Genomic DNA, 23,717 nt, shown 5'->3' on the forward strand with positions numbered 1-23,717 from the left:
TAATATGGATTTGTTAAGTGTTGCACGGAAAGGAACCTCGAAAAAACGTCGCAAGCGGCCGCAATGTCGTTTACGAAGCACAGCTGTACGAGTCGTCCCGCCGGTCCGCCGTAGCGGAGCATCAGAACGACAGTGCAACGCGCAGCAGGTTTTTCGATGTTCCTGACAAATCATTTCCCCAATTCCAGGACACCCCATGAAACCTATGCACTCCCCAGGACGCATGACCGTGCTCGCGGCCCTGCTGGCGGCCCTGTCGGCACGCGTGTTCGCCGCGCCCGGCGGCGTCGTCATCAGCCAGGTCTACGGCGGCGGCGGTAACGCCGGCGCCACCTACAAGAACGACTTCATCGAGCTGCTGAACACGGGCGACACGGCCATCACCCTGACCAACTGGAGCGTGCAATACGCGTCGGCCACGGGCACCGCGTGGCAAGTGACGAAGCTGCCGGCGAGCGTGACGCTGGCAGCGGGCCAATACTACCTCGTGCACGAGGCCCTGGGTGGCGGCGGCAGCGTCGCCCTCACGCCGGATGCCAGCGGCACCATCCCGATGAGCGCGACGGCCGGCAAGGTCGCGCTCGTCAACACGACGACGGCGCTGGCGGGCAGCAAGCCGGTCGACAACGTCGTCGACCTCGTCGGCTTCGGCACCACCGCCAGCTATTACGAAGGCTCGGGCCCGACGGCGGCGCCGTCGAACACGCTGGCCGTGCTGCGCAAGAATAACGGCTGCCTGGACAGCAACGACAACAGCAGCGACTTCGTCACGGGCGCGGCAAGCCCACGCAACACGGGCAGCGACCGCGTGTCGTGCAGCGGCGCAGCGCTGCCGCAGCCGATCGTGCTGGCGTGCCCGGGCAGCGTGGGCGTCGACGTGGGCGCGGGCACGACCGCGCCGCTGCAGGCGAGCGATGCCGACAGCCTCGTCAACAGCGCCGTCATCAGCAAGGGCGCCGTCGCCGGCATCAGCCTGACCGGCTTCACGGCCGCCACCTTTGATCACCGCATGGCCACCGCCAACCTCGTCGTCGACGCGAGCCTGCCGGCCGGCACGTATCCGGTCGAGATCACGTTCGCCAACGACGCGAGCCAGAGCGCCAGCTGCACCGTCAACGTGGCCGTCAACGGCATCGTCAAGATCCCGCAGATCCAGGGCAGCGGCCTGACGAGCCCGTACGTGAACACGGTGCAGTCGACCACCGGCGTCATCACGAAGAAGCTGGGCAGCGGCTTCTACATCCAGGATCCCCAGGGCGACGGCGATCCGAACACGTCCGACGCCATCTTCGTGTTCGGCGCGTCCACGGCCGCCAAGGAAGGCGACCTCGTGCGCGTGACGGGCACCGTGACGGAATTCACGCCGAGCGGTGCCAAGCGCTCGTACACGGAACTGAAGGACGTCAGCGCGGTGTCCGTCCTCAGCAGCGGCAACACGATTCAGCCCGTCAACATTGACCTGCCGGCCGAACTGAGCCACTACGAAGGCATGCTCGTGCGCTTCGCCAATCCGCTGACCGTCAACGGCAACAGCTATCTGGGCGACCGCGGCGAGCTCGTGCTGGCCAACGGGCGCCGCGAAACGCCGACGAACCGGTATCGTGCCGGCACGGTGGAAGCGAACGCGCTGATCGCCGCCAACGCGCAAAACATGGTGGTGCTGGACGACGGCATCTTCACGGTGCCGGCGCACATCCCGTACCTGGCAGCCGATAAGACCGTGCGCGCCGGCGACACGGTGACGGACCTCGTCGGCGTGCTCGACTTCGGCGCCATCGGCGGGGGCGGCGGCTGGTACAAGCTGCAGCCGACCGCGACGCCCGTGTTCAGCCGTACGAACGCGCGCGAGGATGCGCCGACCGTGGCCGCCGGCAACGTGCGCGTGGCCAGCGCCAACGTGCTGAACTTCTTCACCACGTTCACGGACGGCACCGACGCCTGGGGCCATACGGGGCAGGGCTGCACCATCGGCTCGTCCGCGCCGTCCAAGAGCAATTGCCGCGGCGCCGACAACATCACCGAGTTCAACCGCCAGCGCGACAAGATCGTCGACGAGCTGAAGGCGATGAACGCCGACGCCGTCGGCCTGATGGAAATCCAGAACAACGGCGACGTCACGGTGGGCTACCTCGTCGACGCGCTGAACCAGGCGATCGGCGCGCCGACGCCGACATATGCGTACGTGGCGAAACCGGCCGCGACGGGCACGGACGCGATCCGCGTCGCGATGATCTATAAACCGGCCGTGCTTGAGCCGGTGGGCGGCGCGCTGTCGGACGGCGACGCCGTCAACAACCGCCCGCCGATGGCCCAGACGTTCAAGGTCAAGGCCAACGGCGCGAAGTTCTCGCTGATCGTCAACCACCTGAAATCGAAGGGCGGCTGCGGCGGCGCGGGCGCCGGCGACACGGACAGCGGCGACGGCCAGGGTTGCTGGAACGCCACCCGCATCCGGCAGGCCCAGCGCCTGTTCAACTATTTCATCCCGACCGTCGTGGCAGCCGCCGGCGACCCGGACGTGCTGGCCGTGGGCGACTTCAACTCGTACGGCCACGAAGACCCGATCGCGTTCCTGACGGACAACGGCATGGTCAACGAACTGGAGCGCTTCGTGCGTCCGAACGGCACCCCGTATTCCTACGTGTTCGACGGCCAGAGCGGCTATCTCGACCATGCGCTGGCCAGCAGTGCGCTGGATCCGCAAGTGGCCGGCGTGAGCGAGTGGCACAACAATGCGGACGAGCCGGACGCGATCGACTACAACCTGGGCGACACGGCCGACGACCCGTACGTGAACAATCCGTTCCGCGCGTCGGACCACGATCCGGTCGTCGTGAGCCTGAACCTGGCGCCGGCCTTCGTCGACGTCACCGGCAGCGTGAAGATCGTGCCGGGCGCACTCGGCTACAACCGCGTCACCGGCAAATTCACCGGCAGCGTGGCGTTCACGAACACGAGCGGCGCGCCGCTGTCAGGCCCGCTGCAATACGTGCCGCAGGGCTTGCCGGCCGGCGTCACGCTCGACAACAAGAGCGGCGACTTCAACGGCGCGCCATATGTGACCCTGCCGGGCAGCGGGCTGGCGGCGGGCGCGACCGTGACCGTGTCGCTGACCTTCACCAACCCGGCCAAGACGAATATCACGTTCACGTCGAAACTGTATGCCGGCACTTTTTAACGATTGATCGAGACACCATGATGAACCTGAAAAACCTGCTCATTTTCCCGCTGTCCCGCGCGCTGCTGGCGCTCTATCTGCTGGCCGGGGCCGCGACCGCGAGCCCGGTCTACCACGTGGCCCTCGACACGGCCGGCACGAGCGGCGACGGCTTCATGCAGATCGACTTCCTGCCGTTCGGCACCACCGACGTGCTGACCGCGACGATCAGCGGCCTCGACGGCGCCTTCACCGGCACGCCCGACCTCGTCAACGTGACGCAGTCGGGCGGCGCGTTCACGTTCAGCAGCGATGCGTTCTCGGAATTCTTCCAGTCGATCCTGCTGGGCGGTACCTTCGGCTTCGACGTGACGTTCGGCGGCGTGCCGGTCAATCCCGGCAGCACCGGCCTGACCGTCAGCCTGCTCGACAGCGCTGGCGGCTATCTGTCGTTCAACGCGGCCCAGATCAGCCTCGTGGCCGGCGAGCCGCCTGCCGTGGTGGTCGATCCCGCGTTTGCTGCCGTGAATCCGGTGCCGGAACCGGCGGATTGGTTGCTGGTTGCCACCGGCTTGATGCTGCTGGGTGCGATGCGACGCCGGCGCGCCTGACCCGTTATTTTGAATCGTCGCTCCCGCGAAAGCGGGAATAGTACCCACTGCACTATTCCCTCCATGCTGAGCGTTTTAAGCCAGCTCAGCATGGGTCCCCGCCGTCGCGGGGACGGGGGTGGTCTTATTTATTCTTTAAACATATGAATTTCAAATAGAAATCATATTGTTCAGCGAAGTTTGCTTGGTGCATATTCGATCCTGTTGTCGCCGAGACAAGGATCTACGATGCGCGCGCATGTCCTCGTGGTCGACCCCGACCCCTTCGTTCGCCAGTTGCTGGAACTGAACCTGACCCGTGCCGGCCATCGCGTCGAGCTGTGCACGGACGCCGAGTCGGCGCTCGGCGCGATCGGCGCCGGCCCGCCCGACATGCTGCTGCTGGAATGGGACTTGCCCGGCCAGTCGGGCGAGGCGCTGATCCGGCGCCTGCACGCGCAGGCGCGCACGCATGACCTGACGATCATCATGGTGTCCGCCCGGACCGGGGAGCACGACAAGATCCTCGCGCTGGAATCCGGCGCCGACGACTATCTCACCAAGCCGTTCAACCCGCGCGAGCTGCTGGCGCGCATGCAGGCCGTGCTGCGCCGGCGCGTGCCGCACGGGGCCGTCGACGCCGTGCAGATGGCGGGCCTGCGCCTCGATCCGCACACGCAGCGCGTCGTGGCCGGGACGCGCCGGGTGGCGCTCGGTCCCGTCGAATTCCGGTTGCTCAATTTCCTGATGCACCATCCGGAGCGCGTGCATACGCGTTCGCAACTGCTGGACCAGGTCTGGGGCCGCCACGCCGTGCTCGACGAGCGCACGGTCGATGCCCACGTGGGGCGCCTGCGTCACGCGCTGCAGCCGAGCGGGCACCAGGAACGCATCGAGACCGTGCGCGGCACCGGCTACCGCTTCGTCGCCTGGTCTTGAGCGTGGACCCCGTCGTCATCCTCAGCCGCCAGGAGCAGGAATACCTGCTGTGCGCCATCGAGTCCGGCTTGCGCGTGGCGAACCGGCGCCAGTTCTTCCTGTGGACCCAGGGCCAGGTGCAGGCGCTGCTGCCGCATCAGGTGCTCGTCGGCCTCGAACTCGGACCGGGCGGGGCGCTGGCGCGGCTGGAATGCGTGCATGGCACCGTGCTGGCGCCGGGCGCGCAGCAGACGTTGACGGATGCGCACGACGGCCTGGCGCTGCGCATCGCGCGCCATTGCGTGCGGGGAGGGAGACTGCCGGTGCTGGCCGATTTCGGCGCGGCCGGGCGGCAGCCGCTGGAGGGCTTGCGCGACGAAGTCGGGCAGATGGGATTCGACAGCGTGCTCGTGCACGGCACCGGACCGACGAGCGGGGGCGGCAGCGTGTTCGTGCTGTTCGGCTTGGCCGCGCGGCCGGACGCGCGCCATGCCTATTTTCTGGAATTGCTGCTGCCGCACCTGCACCTGGCGCTGGAACGGCTGCCGGGTAGCGGCATCGCCGCGGGGGCGGCGCCGGCCCGTCCGCTGAGCGCGCGCGAGGCCGAGATCGTCGGCTGGCTGCGGGCCGGGAAGAGCAATGACGAGATGGGGAAGATCCTCGGGATCAGCGGACTGACCGTCAAGAACCATCTGCAGCGCATCTACCGCACGCTCGGCGTCAGCAACCGGGCGCACGCGCTGGCGCGCTGCATGGATTTGCGGCTGCTGGAGGATGATGCTGTCCAGTAGCCGCCGCGCATCAGGATTGCGGTGCGTCGGCCGCGGCGCGGCGCATCGCTTCGTAGCGGAAGGCTTCGGCGTTTGCATCGATGATGCGCAGGCCTTTGCAGCCGTCGGCCGCGCAATCCGGTGCGGGCGAATTGGCGCTGACCTGTGCGGCGGTTCCGATCATGGCGGCGGTCTGGGTCGGCTGGTCGATCTGGGCGCCACTGCCGCAGGCGGCGAGGAGAACGGTGAGGCTGAGGGCGAAAGCGGTACGGACGGCAGAGATTTTCATGATGTTGGGCAATGCAGAATTCATGGATGAGCTACTGTAGCGTCCGTTTTTCCGCAGCTCAACTTTTTTTTTGTTATTTTCGTGCAAATATTGTCATTTCGAAAGATTTTTCCGTGGAAATGAACGAAGATGAGCGATGATGATAGGAAATATCCTGAGAGAAACTTTAAATGCGCTCAGGAAAAAAAATCGCACAAAAGCTACGCAGCTTTTTCTTCAATTGCACAAAAATCATAAGGGATTCCACACAGTCAACAGGGTATGCTAGTGAGCCCGCACCGCCGCCCCCGGGAATGGGGGAACGATCGTCCTGATGCTGTTCCGGTAAGCAAAACGGCGTTAAAATTTTGTGAGTATGAAATCCGTGTGCGGTGTCTCGACCGACGATCGTGGTGCGGGCCCGAAATGATTTGTCGCCATGACGGGCCCATGGTAGCCTTCACGCAAGGCTTTACATTAGAGCAATAGAGGAGTCGGTTGGATGTATCGTGTGCAGAATCAGGACACCGCCGCGCGGGTCCGCCAAGCCGGTTTTACCCTGCTTGAACTTTTGGTAGTTATCGTTATCATCGGCCTCCTCGCGGCCTATGTCGGGCCCAAGTATTTTTCGCAACTGGGCAAGTCCGAGGTGACCGTCGCCAAGGCGCAGATCGAAGCGTTCGAAAAATCGCTGGACACCTATCGCCTCGACGTCGGCCGCTATCCCACGACCGAGGAAGGCTTGAACGCACTGCTGACGGCCCCGCCCACGGCGGGCGCCAAGTGGAACGGTCCCTACCTCAAGAAAGGTGTCCCGCTCGATCCGTGGGGCCATGCCTACCAATACCGTGCGCCCGGCAGCAAGGGCGAGTACGAAGTCGTCTCGCTCGGCAAGGACGGCCAGCCGGGCGGTGAAGGCGAGAACGCCGACATCAGCTCTCAATAAGCGCTGCGTCTTCGGTTCCCATGCAGTTCGCGGTCCGCACCCTCGCGCCCGACATGCGCATCGCCAGCGTGCTCGTCGACGCCCCGGACGAGGCGGACGCGCGTCGCCAGGTCGAAGCGCGCGGGCTGTTCGTCAGCGCCATCGAACCCGTGCACGCGCCACTGCTGCGCCGCCAGCGCGGCGGCAAGCTGTCGCTCGTCCTGTTCAGCCAGGAGCTGCTCGCGCTGCTGACGGCGGGCCTGGGCATCGTCGAAGGCCTGGAAGCCCTGCTGGAAAAGGAAGCCAGCCCCGCCACGCGGGGCGTGCTGGAACGGCTGCTGGCCGGCCTGCGCGAAGGCAAGCGCCTGTCCAGCGTGATGGCCGCGCAGCCCGCACTGTTCCCGCCGCTGTACGTCGGCATCGTGCGCGCGGCGGAAGGCACGAGCGACCTGCCGCGCGCGCTCGAACGCTATATCGAATACCAGCAGCGTATCGACACGGTGCGCGCCAAGGTCGTCAGCGCCTCGATTTATCCGGCGATCCTGCTGCTCGTGGGTGGCGGCGTGTCGGTTTTCCTGATGTCGTACGTCGTGCCGCGCTTCGCCGAGGTGTACCAGGGCGCGGGCCGCAACCTGCCGTGGATGTCGCGCCTGATGCTCGACTGGGGCCAGTTCGCGGGCCGCCATGCCGGCGCGCTGCTGATCGGATTCGCGGCGACCGTCGCCATCGCCGCGTGGGCGATCCGGCGCACGTTGAAACGGGGCGGCGCCGCGCGCCTGCTGGCGAAACTGCCCGGCATCGGCGAGCGCGCCCGCATCTACGAACTCGCACGCCTGTACCTCACCCTGGGCATGCTGAACGAAGGCGGCATCACGCTCGTGACCGCGATCGACACCGTGCAGGGCATGGTCTCGCCCGGCGTGGCCGGCGGCTTGCGCGCCGCACGGGCCGCGATCGAGGCGGGCCGGCCGCTGTCCGACGCGTTCGAGGCGAACGGGCTCACGACGCCGATCTCGCTGCGCATGCTGCGCGTGGGCGAGCGCACGGGCGCGATGGGCACGATGCTCACGCGCTCCGCCGCGTTCTACGACGGCGAGATCGGGCGCTGGATCGACCGCTTCACGCGTACGTTCGAACCGCTGCTGATGGCGGCCATCGGCCTCGTCGTCGGTGCCATCGTCGTGCTGCTGTACATGCCGATCTTCGACCTGGCCGGAGACATGTCGTGAACGCGCCGGCCATCGTCCTCGATGCGGCCATGCTGACGCGCGCCCGCGCGCAGAGCCGGCAATCGCGCCGTTCGCTGGTCGAGGAACTGCAAGGCCTGTCCGGCCTGGAACCGCGCGAGATCGTGGGCCTGCTCGCGGAGCCGTTCGGTCTCACGGTGATGGAAACGCCGGAGATGTTCGGCCAGCAGCCCGCGTTCGACCTGCTGCCGCTGGCGCAGGCGCTGGCGCGCCACTGCGTCCTGCTGCGCGCCGACGACAAGCGCCTGACGGGCGTGATCGCCGACCCGTTCGACCTGGACCTGCAGACGTGGCTGCAGGCCCAGGCCGGCGCGACGGCGGCAGCGCCGCTGCACCTGCGGCTCGCGCTGCAATCGGACATCCAGGCCTATCTCGGCAAGCACGAGGAATCCGCGCGCGCCGTCGACACGCTCGTCGGCGACAGCGGGGAGGGGCGGCGCGACGGCAAGAGCGCGACCGTGCTGTCGTTCGCGTCCGTGTCGGAAGCCGCGAGCCCCGCCGTCAAGCTCGTGAACTCGACCTTGTACGACGCGCTGAAAGCCGGCGCGTCCGACATCCACCTGGAGAGCACCGCGGGCGGCCTCGCCGTCAAATACCGCGTGGACGGCGTGCTCGATCACGCCGCGTCCGTCGGCGGCATCGAACTGGCGGAGCACATCATCTCGCGCCTGAAAGTGCTGGCGGAACTGGACATCGCCGAGCGCCGCGTCCCGCAGGACGGCAGCTTCCGCGTCGAATCCGCCGGGCGCGACATCGATTTGCGGGTGTCGATCATGCCCAGCATCCACGGCGAGGACGCCGTCATCCGTATCCTCGACAAGCGCGCGATGATCGAGGCCTACGGCTCGCTCACCCTGGAAGCGCTGGGGTTCGACGCGCCGTCGCTGGCGACGCTCCGCATGCTCGCGCAGGAGGCGTACGGCATGCTGCTCGTGACGGGGCCGACGGGTTCCGGCAAGACGACCACGTTGTACGCGGCGCTGACCGAGATCCACAACGGCCGCGAAAAGATCATCACGATCGAGGACCCCGTCGAATACCAGCTGCCCGGCATCCTGCAGATCCCCGTCAACGAAAAGAAGGGCCTGTCGTTCGCGAAGGGCCTGCGTTCGATCCTGCGCCACGATCCGGACAAGATCATGGTGGGCGAGATCCGTGACCGCGAGACGGCGGAGATCGCGGTGCAGTCGGCGCTGACGGGCCACCTCGTGCTGACGACCGTCCACGCGAATAACGTGTTCGACGTGTTCGGGCGCTTCACGCACATGGGGATCGACCCGTACGCGTTCGTATCGGCGCTGAACGGCATCTGGGCGCAGCGCCTGATCCGCATGAACTGTCCGCGCTGCGCGGCGCAGTACACGCCGGGCGAGGCCGAGCTGTCATCCGCCCACCTGACGCGCGACGAAGTGCACGACTACGTCTTCATGCGCGGCGTCGGCTGCGGCGATTGCCGCGGCACCGGCTACAAGGGACGCCGCTCGATCGCCGAGATCCTGACCTTGAACGACGAGATCCGCGAACTGATCGTCGACAAGCAGCCGATCCGCCGCATCAAGGCGGCGGCCGCCGCCAACGGCACGCGCAGCCTGCGTCTCGCGGCGCTGGACCTGGTCAAGCGCGGGGCCACGACGCTTGAGGAAATCCGGAGGGTCACGCTGCATGCTTAGTGCCTTGAAATCGGGGTTCGGCCAGTCGCTGCGCATCGGCATCGCACCGGACGCGCTGGCGCTCGTGCGCACCAGCATCTGGCCGCACGAGCGCGCGCGCCTGCTGGGCCAGGTGGCGGCGTCCGGCAACGATCCGGTTTCGCTGGGCGCGGCCCTCGGCATGCTGCTCGGCGAGCACGACGTGGCCGGCCTGCCGGCGACGGTCGTGCTGTCCGACGATCTCGTGCGCCTGTGGCAGGTGACGCCGCCGGTCGGCGCGACGCGTCTCGCCGACCTGGAAGGGGCGGCCGCGCTGCGGTACCAGGCGCTGTTCGGGGGAAGCCTCGCCGGCTGGACCCTCAGCGCCGACTGGGACGCCGCGCGCCCGTTCCTCGCGGCCGCGCTGCCGCTGGCGCTGCTCGAACAGCTGACGGCGGCGGCGTCCAGCCAGCGTTTCACACTCGTCGAGATCGTGCCGCAATTCGTCGCCGCCATGAACCAGCACCGCCGCGTGCGCCGCGCGGGTGCGTGGTTCGGCGTCGTGCATGGCGGCGTGCTGTCCGTCGCCGCGTTCGACGGCGACTTGCTCGCCGCGGTGCGCACGGCGCCGATCCCCCCTGGCGCGGACCGCGACTGGCTCGAAGGCCACGTGGCGCGCGAGGCGCTGCGCGTGGGCCTGTCGCGTCCCGAGCGCCTGCAGCTGTGCGGCCCGGCGCCGACCGGCTGGGCGAGCAGCGCGGGCCGGCTGAAATTCGCCTGCACGCTGTTCGAGGACGAGACCGATCCGTTGTGGCCCGATTGCGCGCGGCTCGCGCTGACGGGGAGGGCGCCATGAAAAAAGTCCGCATCGATTTCGCGCCGCCCAGCCTCGCCCGCGCGTGGCACCGCACGCCGCGCGGGACGTGGAGCCTGTTGATCGTCGTACTCGGGCTGGCGGGAGCGCTCGGCAGCAGCATCGCGCAATACCGCAGCTTGCAGCGCGTGGAGGCGCAACGCACGGCGCAGGCGGCCCAGGCGCAGGCGCGCGCGGTCGCACGCGCGCCCGTCGCCGCGCCCGTGCGCGCCGTACCGCCCGCGCAGGCCAGCGCCGTGAACGCGTCCGTGCAGCAGCTGAACGTGCCGTGGCGCGGCCTGCACGACGCGGTGCAGGCCGCGACGCCCGCCACCATCGCCCTGCTGGCGCTGGAACCGGACGCGAAGAAGAGCAGCGTGCGCATCACGGCGGAAGCGAAGAACAGCGACGACATGATCGCTTACGTCGAGGCGCTGCAGCACATCGACTGGTTCACCACCGTCCTGCTGGCGCGCCACGAGATCAACGAGCAGGACCCGAACCGGCCGATCCGCTTCCAGGTCGATGCCCAGTGGAGGGCCGCGCCATGAAGACGACCTTCGCATCGCCCATGCTGCGCCTGCGCTTGATGCTGCTGCGCGCGAATCCGATCGTGCTGGCCGCCGCCATCCTGATGCTCGTCTTGACCGGCGGCCTCGCGTGGACGCTGAGGACCGTGTGGACGATGGAACGCGCGCAGGAAGCGTACGCCGCGCAGGCCAGGCAGAAAACGCCGGCCGCCGCGGCGTCCGCACCGGCGCCTGAGCCCGCGCCCGCGCAGGCGCCCGACAACCTGGCCGCGTTCTACGGCGCGCTGGGCGAGCGGGGCGGCGCCGAGCAGCAGGTCAAGACGCTGTTCGGCCTCGCCGCGAAATCCGGCCTCGTGCTGCGCCAGGGCGAGTACAAGGCGGGCCACGACCGCAACGCGCACGTCTACACGTATCAGGTGAACCTGCCCGTGAAAGGCAGTTACCAGGCGATCTGGCAGTTCGCCATGGCGGCGCTGCGCGCGATCCCGTTCGCGTCGCTGGACGAGATCAGCTTCCACCGCGACGCCATCGGCGATGCGACGGTGGAAGCGCGCCTGCGCCTGACCTTGTACCTGCGCGACGGGACGGCGCAGCCATGAGGACAGGACCGATCAAGCCGCGCCACGCCATCCTCGGCCTGGCCCTCGTCGCGGCGGGCCTGCTCGCCGCGTTCGGCGACAAGGCGCCGGCCGGCGGCATCGCCGAACCTGTCGTGCGTCCGGCCGCGCAGGCGGTGCTCGTGCGCACGCCCGCGCCCGCGCCCGCGCGCGCGCCGGTAGCACAGCCGGCCGCCAAGCCCGCGGATGCGGGACAGGCCGTGCTCGCGCTGGTGTCGCGCGACGTGCTGATCGGCGAGCCCGATGCCGCGTTCGGCCAGGGACAGAACGGCGCCGGTCCGTTCACGCACCAGGACTGGACGCCGCCGCCCCCGCCGCCGCAGCAGCAGCCCGCACCGCCGCCACCGCCGCCCACCGCGCCGCCGCTGCCGTTCACCTTCATCGGCAAGTCGGTCGGCGACGGCGTCTGGGAGGTCTACCTGGCCCGCGGCGCCCGCACGTATGTCGTGCGCGACAAGGGAGAGGTGATCGACGGGACGTACCGGGTCGATGCCATCACCCCGCCGGTCCTGACCCTGACTTACCTGCCGCTGAACCAGGTTCAGCAGCTCAATATTGGAGTATTCGATTGATTGCTCGCCCAACTCTGGCCCGCCGCCTGCTCCCGGCCGTACTGGTCATCCTGCTGTCCGGCTGCGCAGCACAAATGGCTTACCGCGAGGGGAACGAGCTCGTGGCGCAGGACAAGGTCGAGGCGGGGCTCGTGAAGTACCAGGAGGCGGTGGCCGCCGATCCGTCCAACGTCCAGTACAAGGCCGCTTACCTGCGGGCGCGCGACGCCGCGACGAACCGCCTGCTGCCGCAGGCCGACCGTGAACTGGCCGACGGCAAACCCGAACTCGCGGTGGCGGATTACCGCCGCGTGCTGGCGATCGATCCTCTCAACGAACGCGCGCGCGCCGGCCTGCGCCAGGTCGACGCGGACCGCCGCCACGGCGTGCTGTTGCAGGAAGCGCAGACCGCGCTGGAACGCAAGGACTACGACGCGGCGAAAACCAAGCTGACCGCGATCCTGACCGAGCGCCCGACCTACGAACCGGCGCGGCAGATGCTGGCCGACGTGAACGAGAAGATCGCGGCCAACTCGCCCGAGGCGGCGCTGGCGGCCGCGTTCCGCGCGCCCATCAGCCTGGAATTCCGCGACGCGCCCATCAAGCAGATCTTCGAAGTGATCGCACGCCACTCGGGCCTGAACTTCCTGTTCGACAAGGACGTCAAGACGGACCAGCGCGCGTCCGTCTTCCTCAAGAACAGCACGGTGGAAGCGGCCGTCTACTATCTCCTGATGACGAACCAGCTGGAACGGCAGGTCATGGACGGCAACACGATCCTGATCTACCCGAACATCGCGGCCAAGCAGAAGGAATACCAGGAGATGACGGTCAAGACCTTCTACCTGGCCAATGCGGACGCCAAGACCGTCGGCAACACCCTGAAGACCATCCTGAAGTCGCGCGACGTCGTGGTGGACGAGAAGCTCAACCTCGTGATCCTGCGCGACAGCCCGGAAGCCGTGAAGCTGGCGTCGCAGCTGGTGGCGCTGCAGGACGTGCCCGAGGCCGAGGTGATGCTCGACGTCGAGGTGCTGGAAGTGCAGCGCAACCGCCTGCTCGACCTGGGCATCGACTGGCCCACGAGCCTCTCGTTCGCGCCGCTGCAGGCGGCGGGCGGCGCCGCGATCACGGTCGACCAGCTGCGCCACCTGAACGGCAGCACGATCGCCGTCGGCGGCGTCTCCGGCGCCGTCACGGCCAGCAAGACGGACGGCGATTCCGACACCCTGGCCGCGCCCCGCATCCGCGTGCGCAACAAGGAAAAGGCCAAGGTCGTCATCGGCGACAAGCTGCCGACCATCACGACGACCATTTCGTCGGGCGTGGGCGGCTTCGCGTCCGAGTCGGTGAACTACGTCGACGTGGGCCTCAAGCTCGACGTCGAGCCGACGATCTACCTGAACAACGAGGTCGGCATCCGCATCTCGCTCGAAGTGAGCAATCTCGTCGACACCGTCACGACGAAGGGCGGCACGACGGCCTACCGCATCGGCACGCGCTCGGCGTCCACGATGCTGCAGCTGAAGGATGGCGAGAACCAGGTGCTGGCGGGCCTGATCAAGAACGAGGACCGTTCCAGCGCCAAGAGGCTGCCCGGCGTGGGCGATTTGCCCATCCTCGGCCGGCTGTTCGGCAGCCAGCAGGACACCCGCAACAAGACCGAGGTCGTGCTGTCGATCACGCCGCACCTGATCCGCAACCTGCAGCGGCCGCCGGCATCGAGTTCCGAATTCAGCGCCGGCACGGAGGCCAGTTTCCGGCGCCGTCCCGACACGACGGCGCGCGCGCCGGTGCAGGTGCCGGCGCAGGGCGCGCGCGCGCAGCCGGGCGCCCAGCCCGCGCGCGCGGCTGCGCCTGCGCAACCCGCGCAGCCGCCGTCCGCCGCCGCGCAGCCGCCGGTGTCGGCGCCGCTGCCGGTGATCGAGGAGGGCAGGATGGTGCCGGCCACCAGCGTCGGCGGCATCGGCACGCTGCCGGCGGCGCCGGCGTCAAGCTCGCCGTCGGAACTGCCGTCCGCGCCCGCGGTCGAGATCACGCCGCTGCCGCAGCCGGAGCCGACGCCCATGCCCCAGCCGGCCAACCAGCCCGTGCCCGCGTCGCAGGCCGCGTTCCCGAACCAGAAATGAAGGCCCGGCGCCCGCGCGGCTTCACCCTGATCGAGCTGCTCGTCACGCTGGCGATCCTGGCCCTGGTCGGGACGCTCGTGGTGCCGACCGCGCAGATCGCGCTGCAGCGGCGCCACGAGCAGGAACTGCGCGTCGCGCTGCGCGAGATCCGCGCCGCCATCGACGCGTACAAGAAGGCCGGCGACGAGGGCCGCGTGGCGCGCGCGGCCGGCGCCAGCGGCTATCCGCCGAAACTGGAGGTGCTGGTCGAGGGCGTGCCGGACCAGCGCAGCCCGAAGAAGGCGAAGATCTATTTTCTGCGCCGTCTGCCACGCGACCCGTTCAACGGCGACGCGGATCTGAAAGATGCCGAGACGTGGGGCAAGCGCAGCTACGCCAGCGAGGCGGACGAACCGAAGGAGGGCGACGACGTCTATGATGTCTACTCGACCTCCGGCAAGGCCGGCCTGAACGGCATCCCTTACAACCGCTGGTGAGCATATGGACAGGACACGCAAGCGGGGCTTCACCCTGATCGAACTGCTGGTCGTGCTGGGCATCGTGGCGCTGCTGCTCACGCTCGCGGTGCCGCGCTTCTTCCCGAAGATCGACAGCACCAAGGAGACCATCCTGGCCGAGAACCTGCGCAATACGCGCGCCGTGATCGACCAGTTCCATGAAGATACCGGGCGCTATCCGGAATCGCTGCAGCAACTCGTCGAGAAAAAATACCTGCCGGCGCTGCCGTTCGATCCGATCGCGGAAAGCGACTCGGCCTGGGTCGTCGTGCCGCCGGAGGAAGGCGACAAGGGCGGCGTCTACACCATCCGCAGCGGCGCGCCGGGCACGGGGCGCAACGGCAAGCCCTATGCGGAGTGGTAAGGCGCTCCGGCGCGAGGGCGGCTTCACCTACCTCGGCCTGATCATCCTCGTGACCGTGATCGGCCTGGTCGGCGCGGCCACGCTGAAAGTCGACGCGCTGCTGCGCCGCGCGCAGGCCGAGAAAGACCTGCTGGAGACCGGCGCCGCGTTCAGCGAAGCGCTGCGCACCTATGCCGAGGCGACGCCCAAGGGCCAGCCGTCGCAGCCGCCGTCGCTGCAGGAGCTGTTGAAGGATCCGCGTTTTCCCGGCGTGCGGCGGCACCTGCGCAAGATCTTCATCGACCCGCTGACGGGCAAGGCCGAGTGGGGCATCGTGTGGGCCAATCCCGGCGACCGGCGCGGCGTGCTGGCCGTGTACAGCCTGTCCAAGGCGAAGCCGCTGAAGGTGGCGAATTTCGACGCGCGCTTTTCCGGCTTCGAGAACAGGCAGCACATCTCGGACTGGAAGTTCGTGGCGACTGGGCAGGGGCTCGTGCAGGGACAGGTGCTGGCGCAAGGGAAGCCCCAGGCGCAGATCCAGCCGTCGCTGTTCCAGCCGCCGTCCGGGGGCGTGCCGGCCGAGCCGCCGTCGCTGTTTCCCGGACGGGGCGCGGCGCAGTCGGATGCGGCGCCGCCCGTGCCGCCGATGCAACCGGCAGACGCGCCGCCGGCCGAGAAGGCCGAGGGCGACGACAGGGATGCGAAGGAGGCGAAGGACGGCGAGCCGGCGCCGCCGTCCGCCGCGGGCGACGGCCGCTAGACCGTCACTTGGCGCGGCGCATGAACTGGCGCGGACGGAAGCCCAGCGCCAGCAGCACGGCGAAATAGACGATGGCGGACACGCCGATGATGAGGAACAGCGCCCCGGCGCGCAGCACCGGGTGGGCGCGCAGCGCGGCCCAGTCGAGCTGCGCCTGGCTGAACCACGCCACGCCGCCCATCAGCGCGACGGCCGCGACCACTTTCAAAAAGAACGGCAGCCAGCCCGCATGCGGCACGTAGATGGCGCGGCGGCGCAGGCCCGTGAACAGGAAGCTGGCATTGATGCAGGCGCCCAGGCCGATCGACAGCGCGAGGCCCGCCACGCCGAGCACCGGCACGAACACCAGGTTCATCAGCTGCGTGGCGACGAGCACGCCGACGGCGATCTTCACCGGCGTGCGGATGTCCTGGCGTGCATAGAAGGCCGGCGCGAGGATCTTGACGAGGATGATGCCGAGCAGGCCGGCCGCATAGGCCATCAGCGGCGCCGTGGCGGCGCTGACGGCGTGCGCGTTGAAGGCGCCGTAGTTGAACAGGGTCGCGATCAGCGGCTCGGCCAGCGCGGCCAGGCCGACGGCCGCCGGGAGGGCGAGCAGGAACGTCAGGCGCAGGCCCCAGTCGAGCAGGGCGGAGTATTCGACGGGGTCGCCGTCCGCGTTCGCCTTCGACAGGCTGGGCAGCAGCACGGTGCCCAGCGCGACGCCCAGCATGCCGGTCGGGAATTCCATCAGCCGGTCCGCGTACTGCAGCACGGAGACGCTGCCGGCGCCCAGGCGCGACGCGATATTCGTGTTGATGAGCAGGCTGATCTGCGCAGCCGACACGGCGAACACGGCCGGCCCCATCTTCTTGAGGATGCGGCGCACGCCGGGATCCGACAGGCCGGCGAAGGGATTCACCGACAGGCGCGGCAGCATGCCGATGCGCTTCAAGGCCGGGATCTGGATGCCGACCTGCAGCACGCCGCCGACCATCACGGCGACGGCCATCGAATAGATCGGCACGTCGAAATACTTCACCATGAACAGCGAAAAGAAGATCGAGGACAGGTTCCACAGCACGGGCGTGAACGCCGGGATCTTGAATTCGCGCCAGGTATTCAGCACGGCGCCGGCCAGCACGACGAACGACATGCACAGGATGTACGGGAACATCAGCCGGGTCATGACGACGCCGGCGTCGAACGCCGGGCCGGTCAGGCCGCTGGCGATGACGTACAGGACGATCGGCGCGCCGATGATGCCGATGAGGCTGGTGACCAATGTCGCCCACACGAGCGTATTGGCCACGTGGTCGACGAGGGTGCGGGTGGCGGCGTCGCCTTGCTGGCTCTTGTACTCGGCCAGGATCGGCACGAACGCTTGCGAGAACGCGCCCTCGCCGAACAGGCGGCGCAGCAGGTTGGGCAGGCGGAACGCGATGTTGAAGGCGTCGGTGTAATCGCTGGCGCCGAAGGCACGGGCAAAGAGGGAATCGCGCAACAGGCCGGTGATACGGGACAGCATCGTCATGCTCGAGATGGCTGCCAGGGTCTTGAGTAGGTTCATAGCCCGCGATTATAGCTGGGCACGCATAAAAGCGAACCAGGATTTGCCCTTCGATGAAACCTTCGCTATAATCGAGGGCTGTATTGAATTCTGTTAGCAGACACTCGTTTGGCAGGCACTGGAATGGGCCGGTTTGAATGTTTGCAAACGCAACTTGACCCCGATTAGGAAATTCCATGGCAAATACCGCACAGGCGCGCAAGCGCGCTCGTCAGGCAGTTAAGCAAAACGCGCACAACTCGGCTCAGCGCTCGACCCTGCGTACCGCAATCAAGGCCGTCCGCAAGGCCATCCAGGCAGGCGACAAGGCCGCTGCCTCGCAAATCTTCCAGCAGTCCGTGTCGACCATCGACAGCATCGCTGACAAGAAAATCATCCACAAGAACAAGGCCGCTCGCCACAAGAGCCGCCTGGCTGCCGCCATCAAGGCCCTGTCGGCTTAATACACCCGACAGCGACGCGCACGCGGCCAAGGCCGCGTTGTCCGCGTGGCGTTATTGAGTCCAGGAGACTCATTAACAAAAACCCGCCTCGACGCAAGTCCGGCGGGTTTTTTGTTGCCTGAAACCGGTGTCAGAGCCCGGGTCAGAGCCCGTTTTTAGGCAACAAAAAAGGCAGCCCGCAGGCTGCCTGGATGCGCTTCGATGCGCTTATTTGCTTGCCGGCTCGGCCGAAGCGGCGTCGGCTGCGGCGGCCTTCTTGGCCTTCTTGTGGTGCTTCTTCATTTTCTTCGCGGGAGCGGCAGGCTGCTCGGCGGCGGCCGATGCGGCCGGAGCGGCTGCGGCCGGGGCCGGAGCCTGGGCGGCGAAAGCGGAAACGGCGAACAGGGAAGCAACCAGGCCAGCGATCAGTTTGGACATTTCGGGTTCCTTTAAAGAAGAAGGTGATCCACAACGGTGAATCTGCTCCCTTAACGGCGCCACAGAGTTGCCGGTTGACAGCTTTTTTGCTCAGCCTACATTAAATTTTGGAAAGGTTGATCTATCGCAAACGCATCAACCCTTGCTCCCAACGGCGGCGGCCGGCACTTCCATCCATTCGCCCGGCATCAAGGGATGCGTCGCCAGCGAGAACGGCCCGATGCTCGAGCGCACCAGGCGCAAGGTCGGCAGCCCGACGGCGGCCGTCATGCGCCGCACCTGGCGGTTTTTCCCTTCCTCGAGCGTGATCGCGACCCAGCTGGTCGGCTTGTCGTGGCGCACGCGGATGGGCGGGTTGCGCGGCCACAGCCAGTCCGGCTCCGCAATCAACGTGGCGCGGCACGGCTTCGTCGTGAAGTCGCCCAGGTCGATCGGGGCTTGCAGGCGATCGAGACTGGCGCGGTCGGCGACGCCTTCCAGCTGCACCAGATAGGTCTTCGCTTCCTTGTGGTCCGGATGGGCGATCTGGTGCTGCAGTCGGCCGTCGTCCGTGAGCAGCATCAAGCCTTCGCTGTCGGCGTCGAGGCGCCCGGCCGGGTAGATGTTCGGGATGTCGAGGTAATCGGCGAGGGTCTCGCGCGCGTCCTCGCGCGAGAACTGGCACAGCACCTGGAAGGGTTTATTGAACAGGATGAGGGACATGGGGGATGGTTTTTGGAGCAAAATAGCGAGCCTGCGGCACGTCGCGATCAATACTGGTGCATAATGTTGTGTCAGTGTTGCGTCTTCGACAAGACCGACGCCACCCATTATTCTAATCGACCGGCCGACGCCCACTCCGGAGAACATGATGGTTCAACATATTAAAGTACCTACCGATGGTCAAAAGATCGCTGTCAACGCAGACTTCACGCTGAACGTCCCCGACCAGCCGGTCATTCCCTATATCGAGGGCGACGGCACCGGCGTCGATATCACGCCCGTGATGCTGAAAGTCGTCGACGCGGCCGTGGCGAAGGCCTACGGCGGCCAGCGCAAGATCGCATGGATGGAAGTGTTTGCCGGCGAGAAGTCGACGCAGGTCTATGGACCGGACGTCTGGCTGCCGACCGAGACGCTGGACGTCGTGCGCGAGTACGTCGTCTCGATCAAGGGCCCGCTGACGACGCCGGTGGGCGGCGGCATCCGCTCGCTGAACGTGGCGCTGCGCCAGGAACTCGACCTGTACGTCTGCCTGCGCCCCGTGCGCTACTTCAACGGCGTACCGTCGCCGCTGCGCGAGCCGCACAAGACGGACATGGTCATCTTCCGCGAGAACTCGGAAGACATCTATGCCGGCATCGAATGGGCCGCCGAGTCGCCCGAGGCGAAGAAGGTCATCGAGTTCCTGACGCGCGAGATGGGCGTGCGCAAGATCCGCTTCCCGGAGACGTCCGCGATCGGTGTCAAGCCGGTGTCGCGCGAAGGCACGGAACGCCTCGTGCGCAAGGCGATCCAGTATGCCGTCGACAACGACAAGCCGTCCGTGACCATTGTCCACAAGGGCAATATCATGAAGTACACGGAAGGCGGTTTCCGCGACTGGGCGGATGCGCTGGCGCAACGCGAATTCGGCGCGGAACTGATCGATGGCGGCCCGTGGTGCAAGTTCAAGAACCCTCGCACGGGCAAGGACATCGTCGTCAAGGATTCGATCGCGGATGCGTTCCTGCAGCAGATCCTGCTGCGTCCGGCCGAATACAGCGTGATCGCCACGCTGAACCTGAACGGCGACTATATCTCCGATGCATTGGCGGCCCAGGTGGGCGGCATCGGCATCGCGCCGGGCGCCAATATGTCGGATTCGGTCGCGATGTTCGAAGCGACGCACGGCACAGCGCCGAAGTATGCGGGCAAGGATTACGTGAACCCCGGTTCGCTGATCCTGTCGGCCGAGATGATGCTGCGCCATATGGGGTGGACGGAAGCCGCCGACCTCATCATCAGTTCGATGGAAAAGGCGATCGCGTCCAAGCGCGTCACCTACGACTTCGCGCGCCTGATGGAAGGCGCGACGCAGGTATCGTGCTCGGGCTTCGGCGAGGTCATGATCGAGAATATGTAAGCAGTTCGATTGACGCACATCAAGCCCCGTCTACGTGCGGGGCTTTTTGTTTCCGTACTAATATAGAGAGAGGGTGGGGTCCGGACGTCGGGCATAAAAAAACCCCGCCGTAGCGGGGCCTTCTGCTTCCGAGGGTGCTTACGCGCCGACGATGTTGGAAGCTTGCTTGCCTTTCGGGCCTTGCGTGACTTCGAATTGGACTTTTTGACCTTCTTTGAGGGTCTTAAAACCGTTCATATTGATTGCGGAGAAGTGCGCGAACAAATCTTCGCCGCCGTCATCAGGGGTGATGAAGCCAAAACCTTTGGAATCATTGAACCACTTAACAGTACCTGTTGCCATAAAATAACCTTCGATTAAAAACGAATCACACGAGCCATAAAAGCAAGAAGCTTCTTGCCCCCTCCTCAGCCTGCTCACTTCTTATCAACAAGTACATAAGTACATGTCAATAACTGCATTGTTGGTGCAATAATCTTGTAAGTCAAGCGGTTTTGAACACGTGTTGTGAAAATTTTCACAATCGCCAAAAATCAACCTCTTGATTTTGGCAATCGGACCGCCATCTGCGCACCAACTGGAAAACGCGTAAGATGGAAAGCAAATGGGATTACCCTGAGCGTTAGTTTCCGCACACACGAAGATCGAAAGCAATTTAGAATACCCCTATGGCAACCAAGCACGATACCGAACAGCTGCTGGAGCGGCAGACAGTCAAGCCACCTCCGTTGTATCAGGTGGCGTTGCTTAATGACGACTACACGCCGATGGAGTTCGTGGTCGCCATCATCCAGGAGTACTTCAACAAGGATCGCGAGACGGCGACGCAGATCATGCTTTCTGTACACCGACATGGCAAAGGGGTGTGCGGCGTGTTTTCCAAAGATATAGCGTGTACCAAAGTGGAGTTTGTATTAACGCATGCGCGCAAGGCAGGCCATCCCCTGCAGTGCGTGATGGAGGAAGTATGATTGCGCAGGAACTTGAAGTATCTCTACACATGGCCTTTGTCGAAGCGCGGCAGGCTCGGCACGAGTTCATCACGGTCGAACACCTGCTGCTGGCGCTGCTCGACAACCCGTCGGCCGCTGAAGTCCTGCGTGCGTGCGCGGTCAATATCGAAGACCTGCGTAAGACCTTGACGAATTTCATCGGCGATAACACTCCGACCGTGCCCGGCACCGGCGAAGTCGACACCCAACCGACGCTGGGCTTCCAGCGCGTAATCCAGCGCGCGATCATGCACGTCCAGTCGGCGTCGAACGGCAAGAAGGAAGTGACGGGCGCGAACGTGCTCGTGGCGATCTTCGGCGAGAAGGACTCGCATGCCGTTTACTACCTGCACCAGCAGGGCGTGACCCGTCTCGACGTGGTCAATTTCATCTCGCACGGCGTGCGCAAGGACCAGCAGATCGACAGCCAGAAGGCGTCGGAAGGCGTGGAAGAAGCGCAGGTCGAAGGCCAGACCAAGGAAAGCCCGCTGGATCAGTTCACCCAGAACTTGAACAAGGCTGCCGCCGATGGCCGTATCGACCCGCTGATCGGACGCGAAGAGGAAGTGGATCGCGTGATCCAGATCCTGTGCCGCCGGCGCAAGAACAATCCGCTGCTCGTGGGCGAGGCCGGCGTCGGCAAGACCGCGATCGCGGAGGGCCTGGCATGGCGCATCGTCCAGGAAGACGTGCCCGAGATCCTGCAGAATGCCGTCGTGTATTCGCTGGACATGGGCGCGTTGCTGGCCGGCACCAAGTACCGCGGCGACTTCGAGCAGCGCCTGAAGGCGGTGTTGAAGCAGCTCAAGGACACGCCGAACGGCATCCTGTTCATCGACGAGATCCACACGATCATCGGCGCCGGTTCGGCATCGGGCGGCACGCTCGACGCGTCGAACCTGCTCAAGCCGGCGCTCGCGAACGGCCAGCTGAAATGCATCGGCGCGACCACGTTCACGGAATTCCGCGGTGTGTTCGAGAAGGATCACGCACTCTCCCGCCGGTTCCAGAAAGTGGACGTGAACGAGCCGTCGATCGAGCAGACCGTGCAGATCCTGCGCGGCCTCAAGTCGCGCTTCGAAGAGCACCACGGCGTGAAGTATTCGGCGTCGGCCCTGTCGACCGCCGCCGAACTCGCCGCGCGCTTCATCAATGACCGTCATCTGCCGGACAAGGCGATCGACGTGATCGACGAAGCGGGTGCCGCTCAGCGCGTGCTGCCGAAGTCGAAGCAGAAGAAGACCATCGGCAAGACCGAGATCGAGGACATCATCGCGAAGATCGCGCGGATTCCACCGCAGACCGTCAACCAGGACGACCGCAGCAAGCTGCAGACCATCGACCGCGACCTGCGCAACGTCGTGTTCGGGCAAGACCCGGCCATCGATGCGCTGTCCTCCGCGATCAAGATGGCGCGTGCCGGCCTCGGCAAGCAGGACAAGCCGATCGGTTCGTTCCTGTTCTCCGGTCCGACCGGCGTCGGCAAGACGGAAGTCGCGAAGCAGCTGGCGTTCATCCTCGGCATCGAGCTGGTGCGCTTCGACATGTCGGAGTACATGGAGCGTCACGCCGTGTCGCGCCTGATCGGTGCGCCGCCGGGCTATGTCGGTTTCGACCAGGGCGGCCTGCTGACGGAAGCCATCACGAAGAAACCGCATGCGGTGCTGCTGCTGGACGAGATCGAGAAGGCCCATCCGGACATCTTCAACATCCTGCTGCAGGTGATGGACCATGGCACGCTGACCGACAACAACGGCCGCAAGGCGGACTTCCGCAACGTGATCATCATCATGACCACGAACGCGGGCGCCGAAAGCCTGACCAAGCGTTCGGTGGGCTTCGTGGATTCGAAGGCGCAGGGCGACGAGATGGCCGACATCAAGCGCATGTTCACGCCGGAGTTCCGCAACCGCCTGGATGCGATCATCAGCTTCCGCGCGCTCGACGAGGACATCATCCTGCGCGTCGTGGACAAGTTCCTGATGCAGCTGGAAGAGCAGCTGCACGAGAAGAAGGTGGAAGCCATCTTCACCGAGAAACTGCGCAAGTTCCTCGCGAAGAAAGGTTTCGATCCGCTGATGGGCGCACGGCCGATGTCGCGCCTCATCCAGGACATGATCCGCAAGGCGCTGGCCGACGAGCTGCTGTTCGGCCGTCTCGTGAACGGCGGCCGCGTCACGGTCGACCTGAACGAGAAGGACGACGTCTTCCTCGAATTCCCGGAAGGCGACGTGCCGCCGCCGCCGGAGCCGGTCGAGACCGTCGAAATCGAATAAGCGATCAGTATCGCTGCACCGAAAGCCCGCCTCGTGCGGGCTTTCTTTTTTGTCATTCACATGTCACAAAAGAATGTGTGGCTGTCACATATAGTCATTTTGTTGTCATATGGCATTTCTATAATCGGTCGCATCCCTCCCATCCGGATACGA

Annotated in this window: 24 protein-coding genes; 19 read left to right on the forward strand and 5 right to left on the reverse strand. The window is 66.0% G+C overall.

The features are described 5' to 3' along the window. The first annotated feature begins 196 nt into the window (after positions 1-196). The 4 genes from BVG12_RS28325 (at position 197) to BVG12_RS28340 (ending at position 5,456) form a co-directional block, all read left to right on the forward strand. Positions 197-3,178, forward strand: a complete 2,982-nt coding sequence (locus BVG12_RS28325) for an ExeM/NucH family extracellular endonuclease (protein ID WP_075795316.1) — start codon at positions 197-199, stop codon at positions 3,176-3,178. Between the two features lie 17 nt (positions 3,179-3,195). Continuing rightward, positions 3,196-3,768 (forward strand): NF038129 family PEP-CTERM protein, encoded by a 573-nt coding sequence (locus BVG12_RS28330; RefSeq protein ID WP_075795317.1) that lies wholly within the window; start codon positions 3,196-3,198, stop codon positions 3,766-3,768. Between the two features lie 228 nt (positions 3,769-3,996). Beyond that, a complete protein-coding gene (locus BVG12_RS28335) occupies positions 3,997-4,686 on the forward strand; it encodes a winged helix-turn-helix domain-containing protein (RefSeq protein WP_075795318.1) in 690 nt (229 codons plus the stop codon). A gap of 2 nt (positions 4,687-4,688) precedes the next feature. Beyond that, the gene (locus BVG12_RS28340) at positions 4,689-5,456 is read left to right on the forward strand and encodes a LuxR C-terminal-related transcriptional regulator (RefSeq protein ID WP_075795319.1); all 768 of its coding nucleotides are present in this window, start codon (positions 4,689-4,691) and stop codon (positions 5,454-5,456) included. A gap of 10 nt (positions 5,457-5,466) precedes the next feature. Here BVG12_RS28340 and BVG12_RS28345 read toward each other — a convergent pair whose 3' ends face one another. Next, positions 5,467-5,811 (reverse strand): hypothetical protein, encoded by a 345-nt coding sequence (locus tag BVG12_RS28345; protein ID WP_156895760.1) that lies wholly within the window; start codon positions 5,809-5,811, stop codon positions 5,467-5,469. Between the two features lie 394 nt (positions 5,812-6,205). Between BVG12_RS28345 and gspG the strand changes: the two genes are divergently transcribed. From gspG to BVG12_RS28400, 11 genes are read left to right on the forward strand one after another with little or no spacing between them, the layout of a single operon-like run. Continuing rightward, positions 6,206-6,649, forward strand: a complete 444-nt coding sequence (gspG, locus tag BVG12_RS28350) for a type II secretion system major pseudopilin GspG (protein ID WP_075795321.1) — start codon at positions 6,206-6,208, stop codon at positions 6,647-6,649. A gap of 20 nt (positions 6,650-6,669) precedes the next feature. Continuing rightward, positions 6,670-7,857: a type II secretion system F family protein gene (locus BVG12_RS28355; RefSeq protein WP_075795322.1), complete on the forward strand. Its 1,188-nt coding sequence runs from the start codon at positions 6,670-6,672 to the stop codon at positions 7,855-7,857. A gap of 29 nt (positions 7,858-7,886) precedes the next feature. Continuing rightward, the gene (locus BVG12_RS28360) at positions 7,887-9,545 is read left to right on the forward strand and encodes a GspE/PulE family protein (RefSeq protein ID WP_179966301.1); all 1,659 of its coding nucleotides are present in this window, start codon (positions 7,887-7,889) and stop codon (positions 9,543-9,545) included. Continuing rightward, positions 9,538-10,359, forward strand: coding sequence for a hypothetical protein (locus BVG12_RS28365; protein ID WP_156895761.1), 822 nt, complete (start codon positions 9,538-9,540; stop codon positions 10,357-10,359). The genes BVG12_RS28360 and BVG12_RS28365 overlap by 8 nt, the downstream gene beginning before the upstream one ends. Further along, positions 10,356-10,907 (forward strand): PilN domain-containing protein, encoded by a 552-nt coding sequence (locus BVG12_RS28370; RefSeq protein WP_075795325.1) that lies wholly within the window; start codon positions 10,356-10,358, stop codon positions 10,905-10,907. Before BVG12_RS28365 ends, BVG12_RS28370 begins: the two co-directional genes overlap by 4 nt. Further along, positions 10,904-11,485: a hypothetical protein gene (locus BVG12_RS28375; protein WP_075796616.1), complete on the forward strand. Its 582-nt coding sequence runs from the start codon at positions 10,904-10,906 to the stop codon at positions 11,483-11,485. The genes BVG12_RS28370 and BVG12_RS28375 overlap by 4 nt, the downstream gene beginning before the upstream one ends. Continuing rightward, entirely contained in the window at positions 11,482-12,075 is a 594-nt protein-coding gene (locus BVG12_RS28380) for a hypothetical protein (protein ID WP_229503742.1), read from the forward strand. Before BVG12_RS28375 ends, BVG12_RS28380 begins: the two co-directional genes overlap by 4 nt. Further along, positions 12,072-14,183, forward strand: a complete 2,112-nt coding sequence (locus tag BVG12_RS28385; protein WP_307189092.1) for a secretin GspD/PilQ domain-containing protein — start codon at positions 12,072-12,074, stop codon at positions 14,181-14,183. Before BVG12_RS28380 ends, BVG12_RS28385 begins: the two co-directional genes overlap by 4 nt. Continuing rightward, positions 14,180-14,659, forward strand: coding sequence for a type II secretion system protein (locus BVG12_RS28390; RefSeq protein ID WP_075795326.1), 480 nt, complete (start codon positions 14,180-14,182; stop codon positions 14,657-14,659). Before BVG12_RS28385 ends, BVG12_RS28390 begins: the two co-directional genes overlap by 4 nt. A gap of 4 nt (positions 14,660-14,663) precedes the next feature. Then, positions 14,664-15,044, forward strand: a complete 381-nt coding sequence (locus tag BVG12_RS28395; protein ID WP_075795327.1) for a type II secretion system protein — start codon at positions 14,664-14,666, stop codon at positions 15,042-15,044. Next, positions 15,031-15,783 carry a type II secretion system protein gene (locus BVG12_RS28400; RefSeq protein ID WP_075795328.1) on the forward strand — a complete coding sequence of 251 codons (753 nt, stop codon included), beginning with the start codon at positions 15,031-15,033 and terminating at the stop codon, positions 15,781-15,783. The genes BVG12_RS28395 and BVG12_RS28400 overlap by 14 nt, the downstream gene beginning before the upstream one ends. Positions 15,784-15,787: 4 nt before the next feature. On the opposite strand, the gene murJ is transcribed toward BVG12_RS28400, so the two are convergent. After that, on the reverse strand, positions 15,788-17,332 hold the full coding sequence (gene murJ, locus BVG12_RS28405; protein ID WP_075795329.1) for a murein biosynthesis integral membrane protein MurJ: 1,545 nt from the start codon (positions 17,330-17,332) through the stop codon (positions 15,788-15,790). A 176-nt stretch (positions 17,333-17,508) separates the two neighbouring features. Between murJ and rpsT the strand changes: the two genes are divergently transcribed. Next, positions 17,509-17,775 carry a 30S ribosomal protein S20 gene (rpsT, locus tag BVG12_RS28410; RefSeq protein WP_075795330.1) on the forward strand — a complete coding sequence of 89 codons (267 nt, stop codon included), beginning with the start codon at positions 17,509-17,511 and terminating at the stop codon, positions 17,773-17,775. 207 nt (positions 17,776-17,982) lie between these two features. Here rpsT and BVG12_RS28415 read toward each other — a convergent pair whose 3' ends face one another. Continuing rightward, positions 17,983-18,192, reverse strand: a complete 210-nt coding sequence (locus BVG12_RS28415; RefSeq protein ID WP_075795331.1) for a hypothetical protein — start codon at positions 18,190-18,192, stop codon at positions 17,983-17,985. A gap of 135 nt (positions 18,193-18,327) precedes the next feature. Next, positions 18,328-18,894, reverse strand: a complete 567-nt coding sequence (locus tag BVG12_RS28420) for a pseudouridine synthase (RefSeq protein ID WP_075795332.1) — start codon at positions 18,892-18,894, stop codon at positions 18,328-18,330. A 148-nt stretch (positions 18,895-19,042) separates the two neighbouring features. Here BVG12_RS28420 and icd point away from each other — a divergent pair, with 148 nt between their 5' ends. After that, complete coding sequence (icd, locus tag BVG12_RS28425) at positions 19,043-20,296, forward strand: NADP-dependent isocitrate dehydrogenase (protein ID WP_075795333.1); 1,254 nt, start codon at positions 19,043-19,045, stop codon at positions 20,294-20,296. A gap of 138 nt (positions 20,297-20,434) precedes the next feature. Here icd and cspE read toward each other — a convergent pair whose 3' ends face one another. Next, a complete protein-coding gene (gene cspE / locus BVG12_RS28430; protein WP_036165387.1) occupies positions 20,435-20,638 on the reverse strand; it encodes a transcription antiterminator/RNA stability regulator CspE in 204 nt (67 codons plus the stop codon). Between the two features lie 326 nt (positions 20,639-20,964). On the opposite strand from cspE, the gene clpS reads away from it, so the two are divergent. Then, complete coding sequence (gene clpS, locus BVG12_RS28435; protein WP_027864722.1) at positions 20,965-21,267, forward strand: ATP-dependent Clp protease adapter ClpS; 303 nt, start codon at positions 20,965-20,967, stop codon at positions 21,265-21,267. Further along, positions 21,264-23,564 carry an ATP-dependent Clp protease ATP-binding subunit ClpA gene (gene clpA, locus BVG12_RS28440; protein ID WP_075795334.1) on the forward strand — a complete coding sequence of 767 codons (2,301 nt, stop codon included), beginning with the start codon at positions 21,264-21,266 and terminating at the stop codon, positions 23,562-23,564. Before clpS ends, clpA begins: the two co-directional genes overlap by 4 nt. Positions 23,565-23,717 lie beyond the last annotated feature (153 nt).

It is taken from the genome of Massilia putida (assembly GCF_001941825.1).
GTDB lineage: Bacteria > Pseudomonadota > Gammaproteobacteria > Burkholderiales > Burkholderiaceae_D > Telluria > Telluria putida.

Bases quoted from the DNA above. Each gene is read 5' to 3' on its own strand.
- BVG12_RS28420 (WP_075795332.1), bottom strand. From the start codon at position 18,894: ATGTCCCTCATCCTGTTCAATAAACCCTTCCAGGTGCTGTGCCAGTTC.
- clpS (WP_027864722.1), top strand. From the start codon at position 20,965: ATGGCAACCAAGCACGATACCGAACAGCTGCTGGAGCGGCAGACAGTC.
- BVG12_RS28335 (WP_075795318.1), top strand. From the start codon at position 3,997: ATGCGCGCGCATGTCCTCGTGGTCGACCCCGACCCCTTCGTTCGCCAG.
- rpsT (WP_075795330.1), top strand. From the start codon at position 17,509: ATGGCAAATACCGCACAGGCGCGCAAGCGCGCTCGTCAGGCAGTTAAG.
- BVG12_RS28415 (WP_075795331.1), bottom strand. From the start codon at position 18,192: ATGTCCAAACTGATCGCTGGCCTGGTTGCTTCCCTGTTCGCCGTTTCC.
- BVG12_RS28375 (WP_075796616.1), top strand. From the start codon at position 10,904: ATGAAGACGACCTTCGCATCGCCCATGCTGCGCCTGCGCTTGATGCTG.
- BVG12_RS28400 (WP_075795328.1), top strand. From the start codon at position 15,031: ATGCGGAGTGGTAAGGCGCTCCGGCGCGAGGGCGGCTTCACCTACCTC.
- BVG12_RS28365 (WP_156895761.1), top strand. From the start codon at position 9,538: ATGCTTAGTGCCTTGAAATCGGGGTTCGGCCAGTCGCTGCGCATCGGC.
- BVG12_RS28370 (WP_075795325.1), top strand. From the start codon at position 10,356: ATGAAAAAAGTCCGCATCGATTTCGCGCCGCCCAGCCTCGCCCGCGCG.
- BVG12_RS28390 (WP_075795326.1), top strand. From the start codon at position 14,180: ATGAAGGCCCGGCGCCCGCGCGGCTTCACCCTGATCGAGCTGCTCGTC.
- BVG12_RS28330 (WP_075795317.1), top strand. From the start codon at position 3,196: ATGATGAACCTGAAAAACCTGCTCATTTTCCCGCTGTCCCGCGCGCTG.
- murJ (WP_075795329.1), bottom strand. From the start codon at position 17,332: ATGAACCTACTCAAGACCCTGGCAGCCATCTCGAGCATGACGATGCTG.
- BVG12_RS28395 (WP_075795327.1), top strand. From the start codon at position 14,664: ATGGACAGGACACGCAAGCGGGGCTTCACCCTGATCGAACTGCTGGTC.
- cspE (WP_036165387.1), bottom strand. From the start codon at position 20,638: ATGGCAACAGGTACTGTTAAGTGGTTCAATGATTCCAAAGGTTTTGGC.
- gspG (WP_075795321.1), top strand. From the start codon at position 6,206: ATGTATCGTGTGCAGAATCAGGACACCGCCGCGCGGGTCCGCCAAGCC.
- BVG12_RS28355 (WP_075795322.1), top strand. From the start codon at position 6,670: ATGCAGTTCGCGGTCCGCACCCTCGCGCCCGACATGCGCATCGCCAGC.
- BVG12_RS28380 (WP_229503742.1), top strand. From the start codon at position 11,482: ATGAGGACAGGACCGATCAAGCCGCGCCACGCCATCCTCGGCCTGGCC.
- icd (WP_075795333.1), top strand. From the start codon at position 19,043: ATGGTTCAACATATTAAAGTACCTACCGATGGTCAAAAGATCGCTGTC.
- BVG12_RS28360 (WP_179966301.1), top strand. From the start codon at position 7,887: ATGCTGACGCGCGCCCGCGCGCAGAGCCGGCAATCGCGCCGTTCGCTG.
- clpA (WP_075795334.1), top strand. From the start codon at position 21,264: ATGATTGCGCAGGAACTTGAAGTATCTCTACACATGGCCTTTGTCGAA.
- BVG12_RS28325 (WP_075795316.1), top strand. From the start codon at position 197: ATGAAACCTATGCACTCCCCAGGACGCATGACCGTGCTCGCGGCCCTG.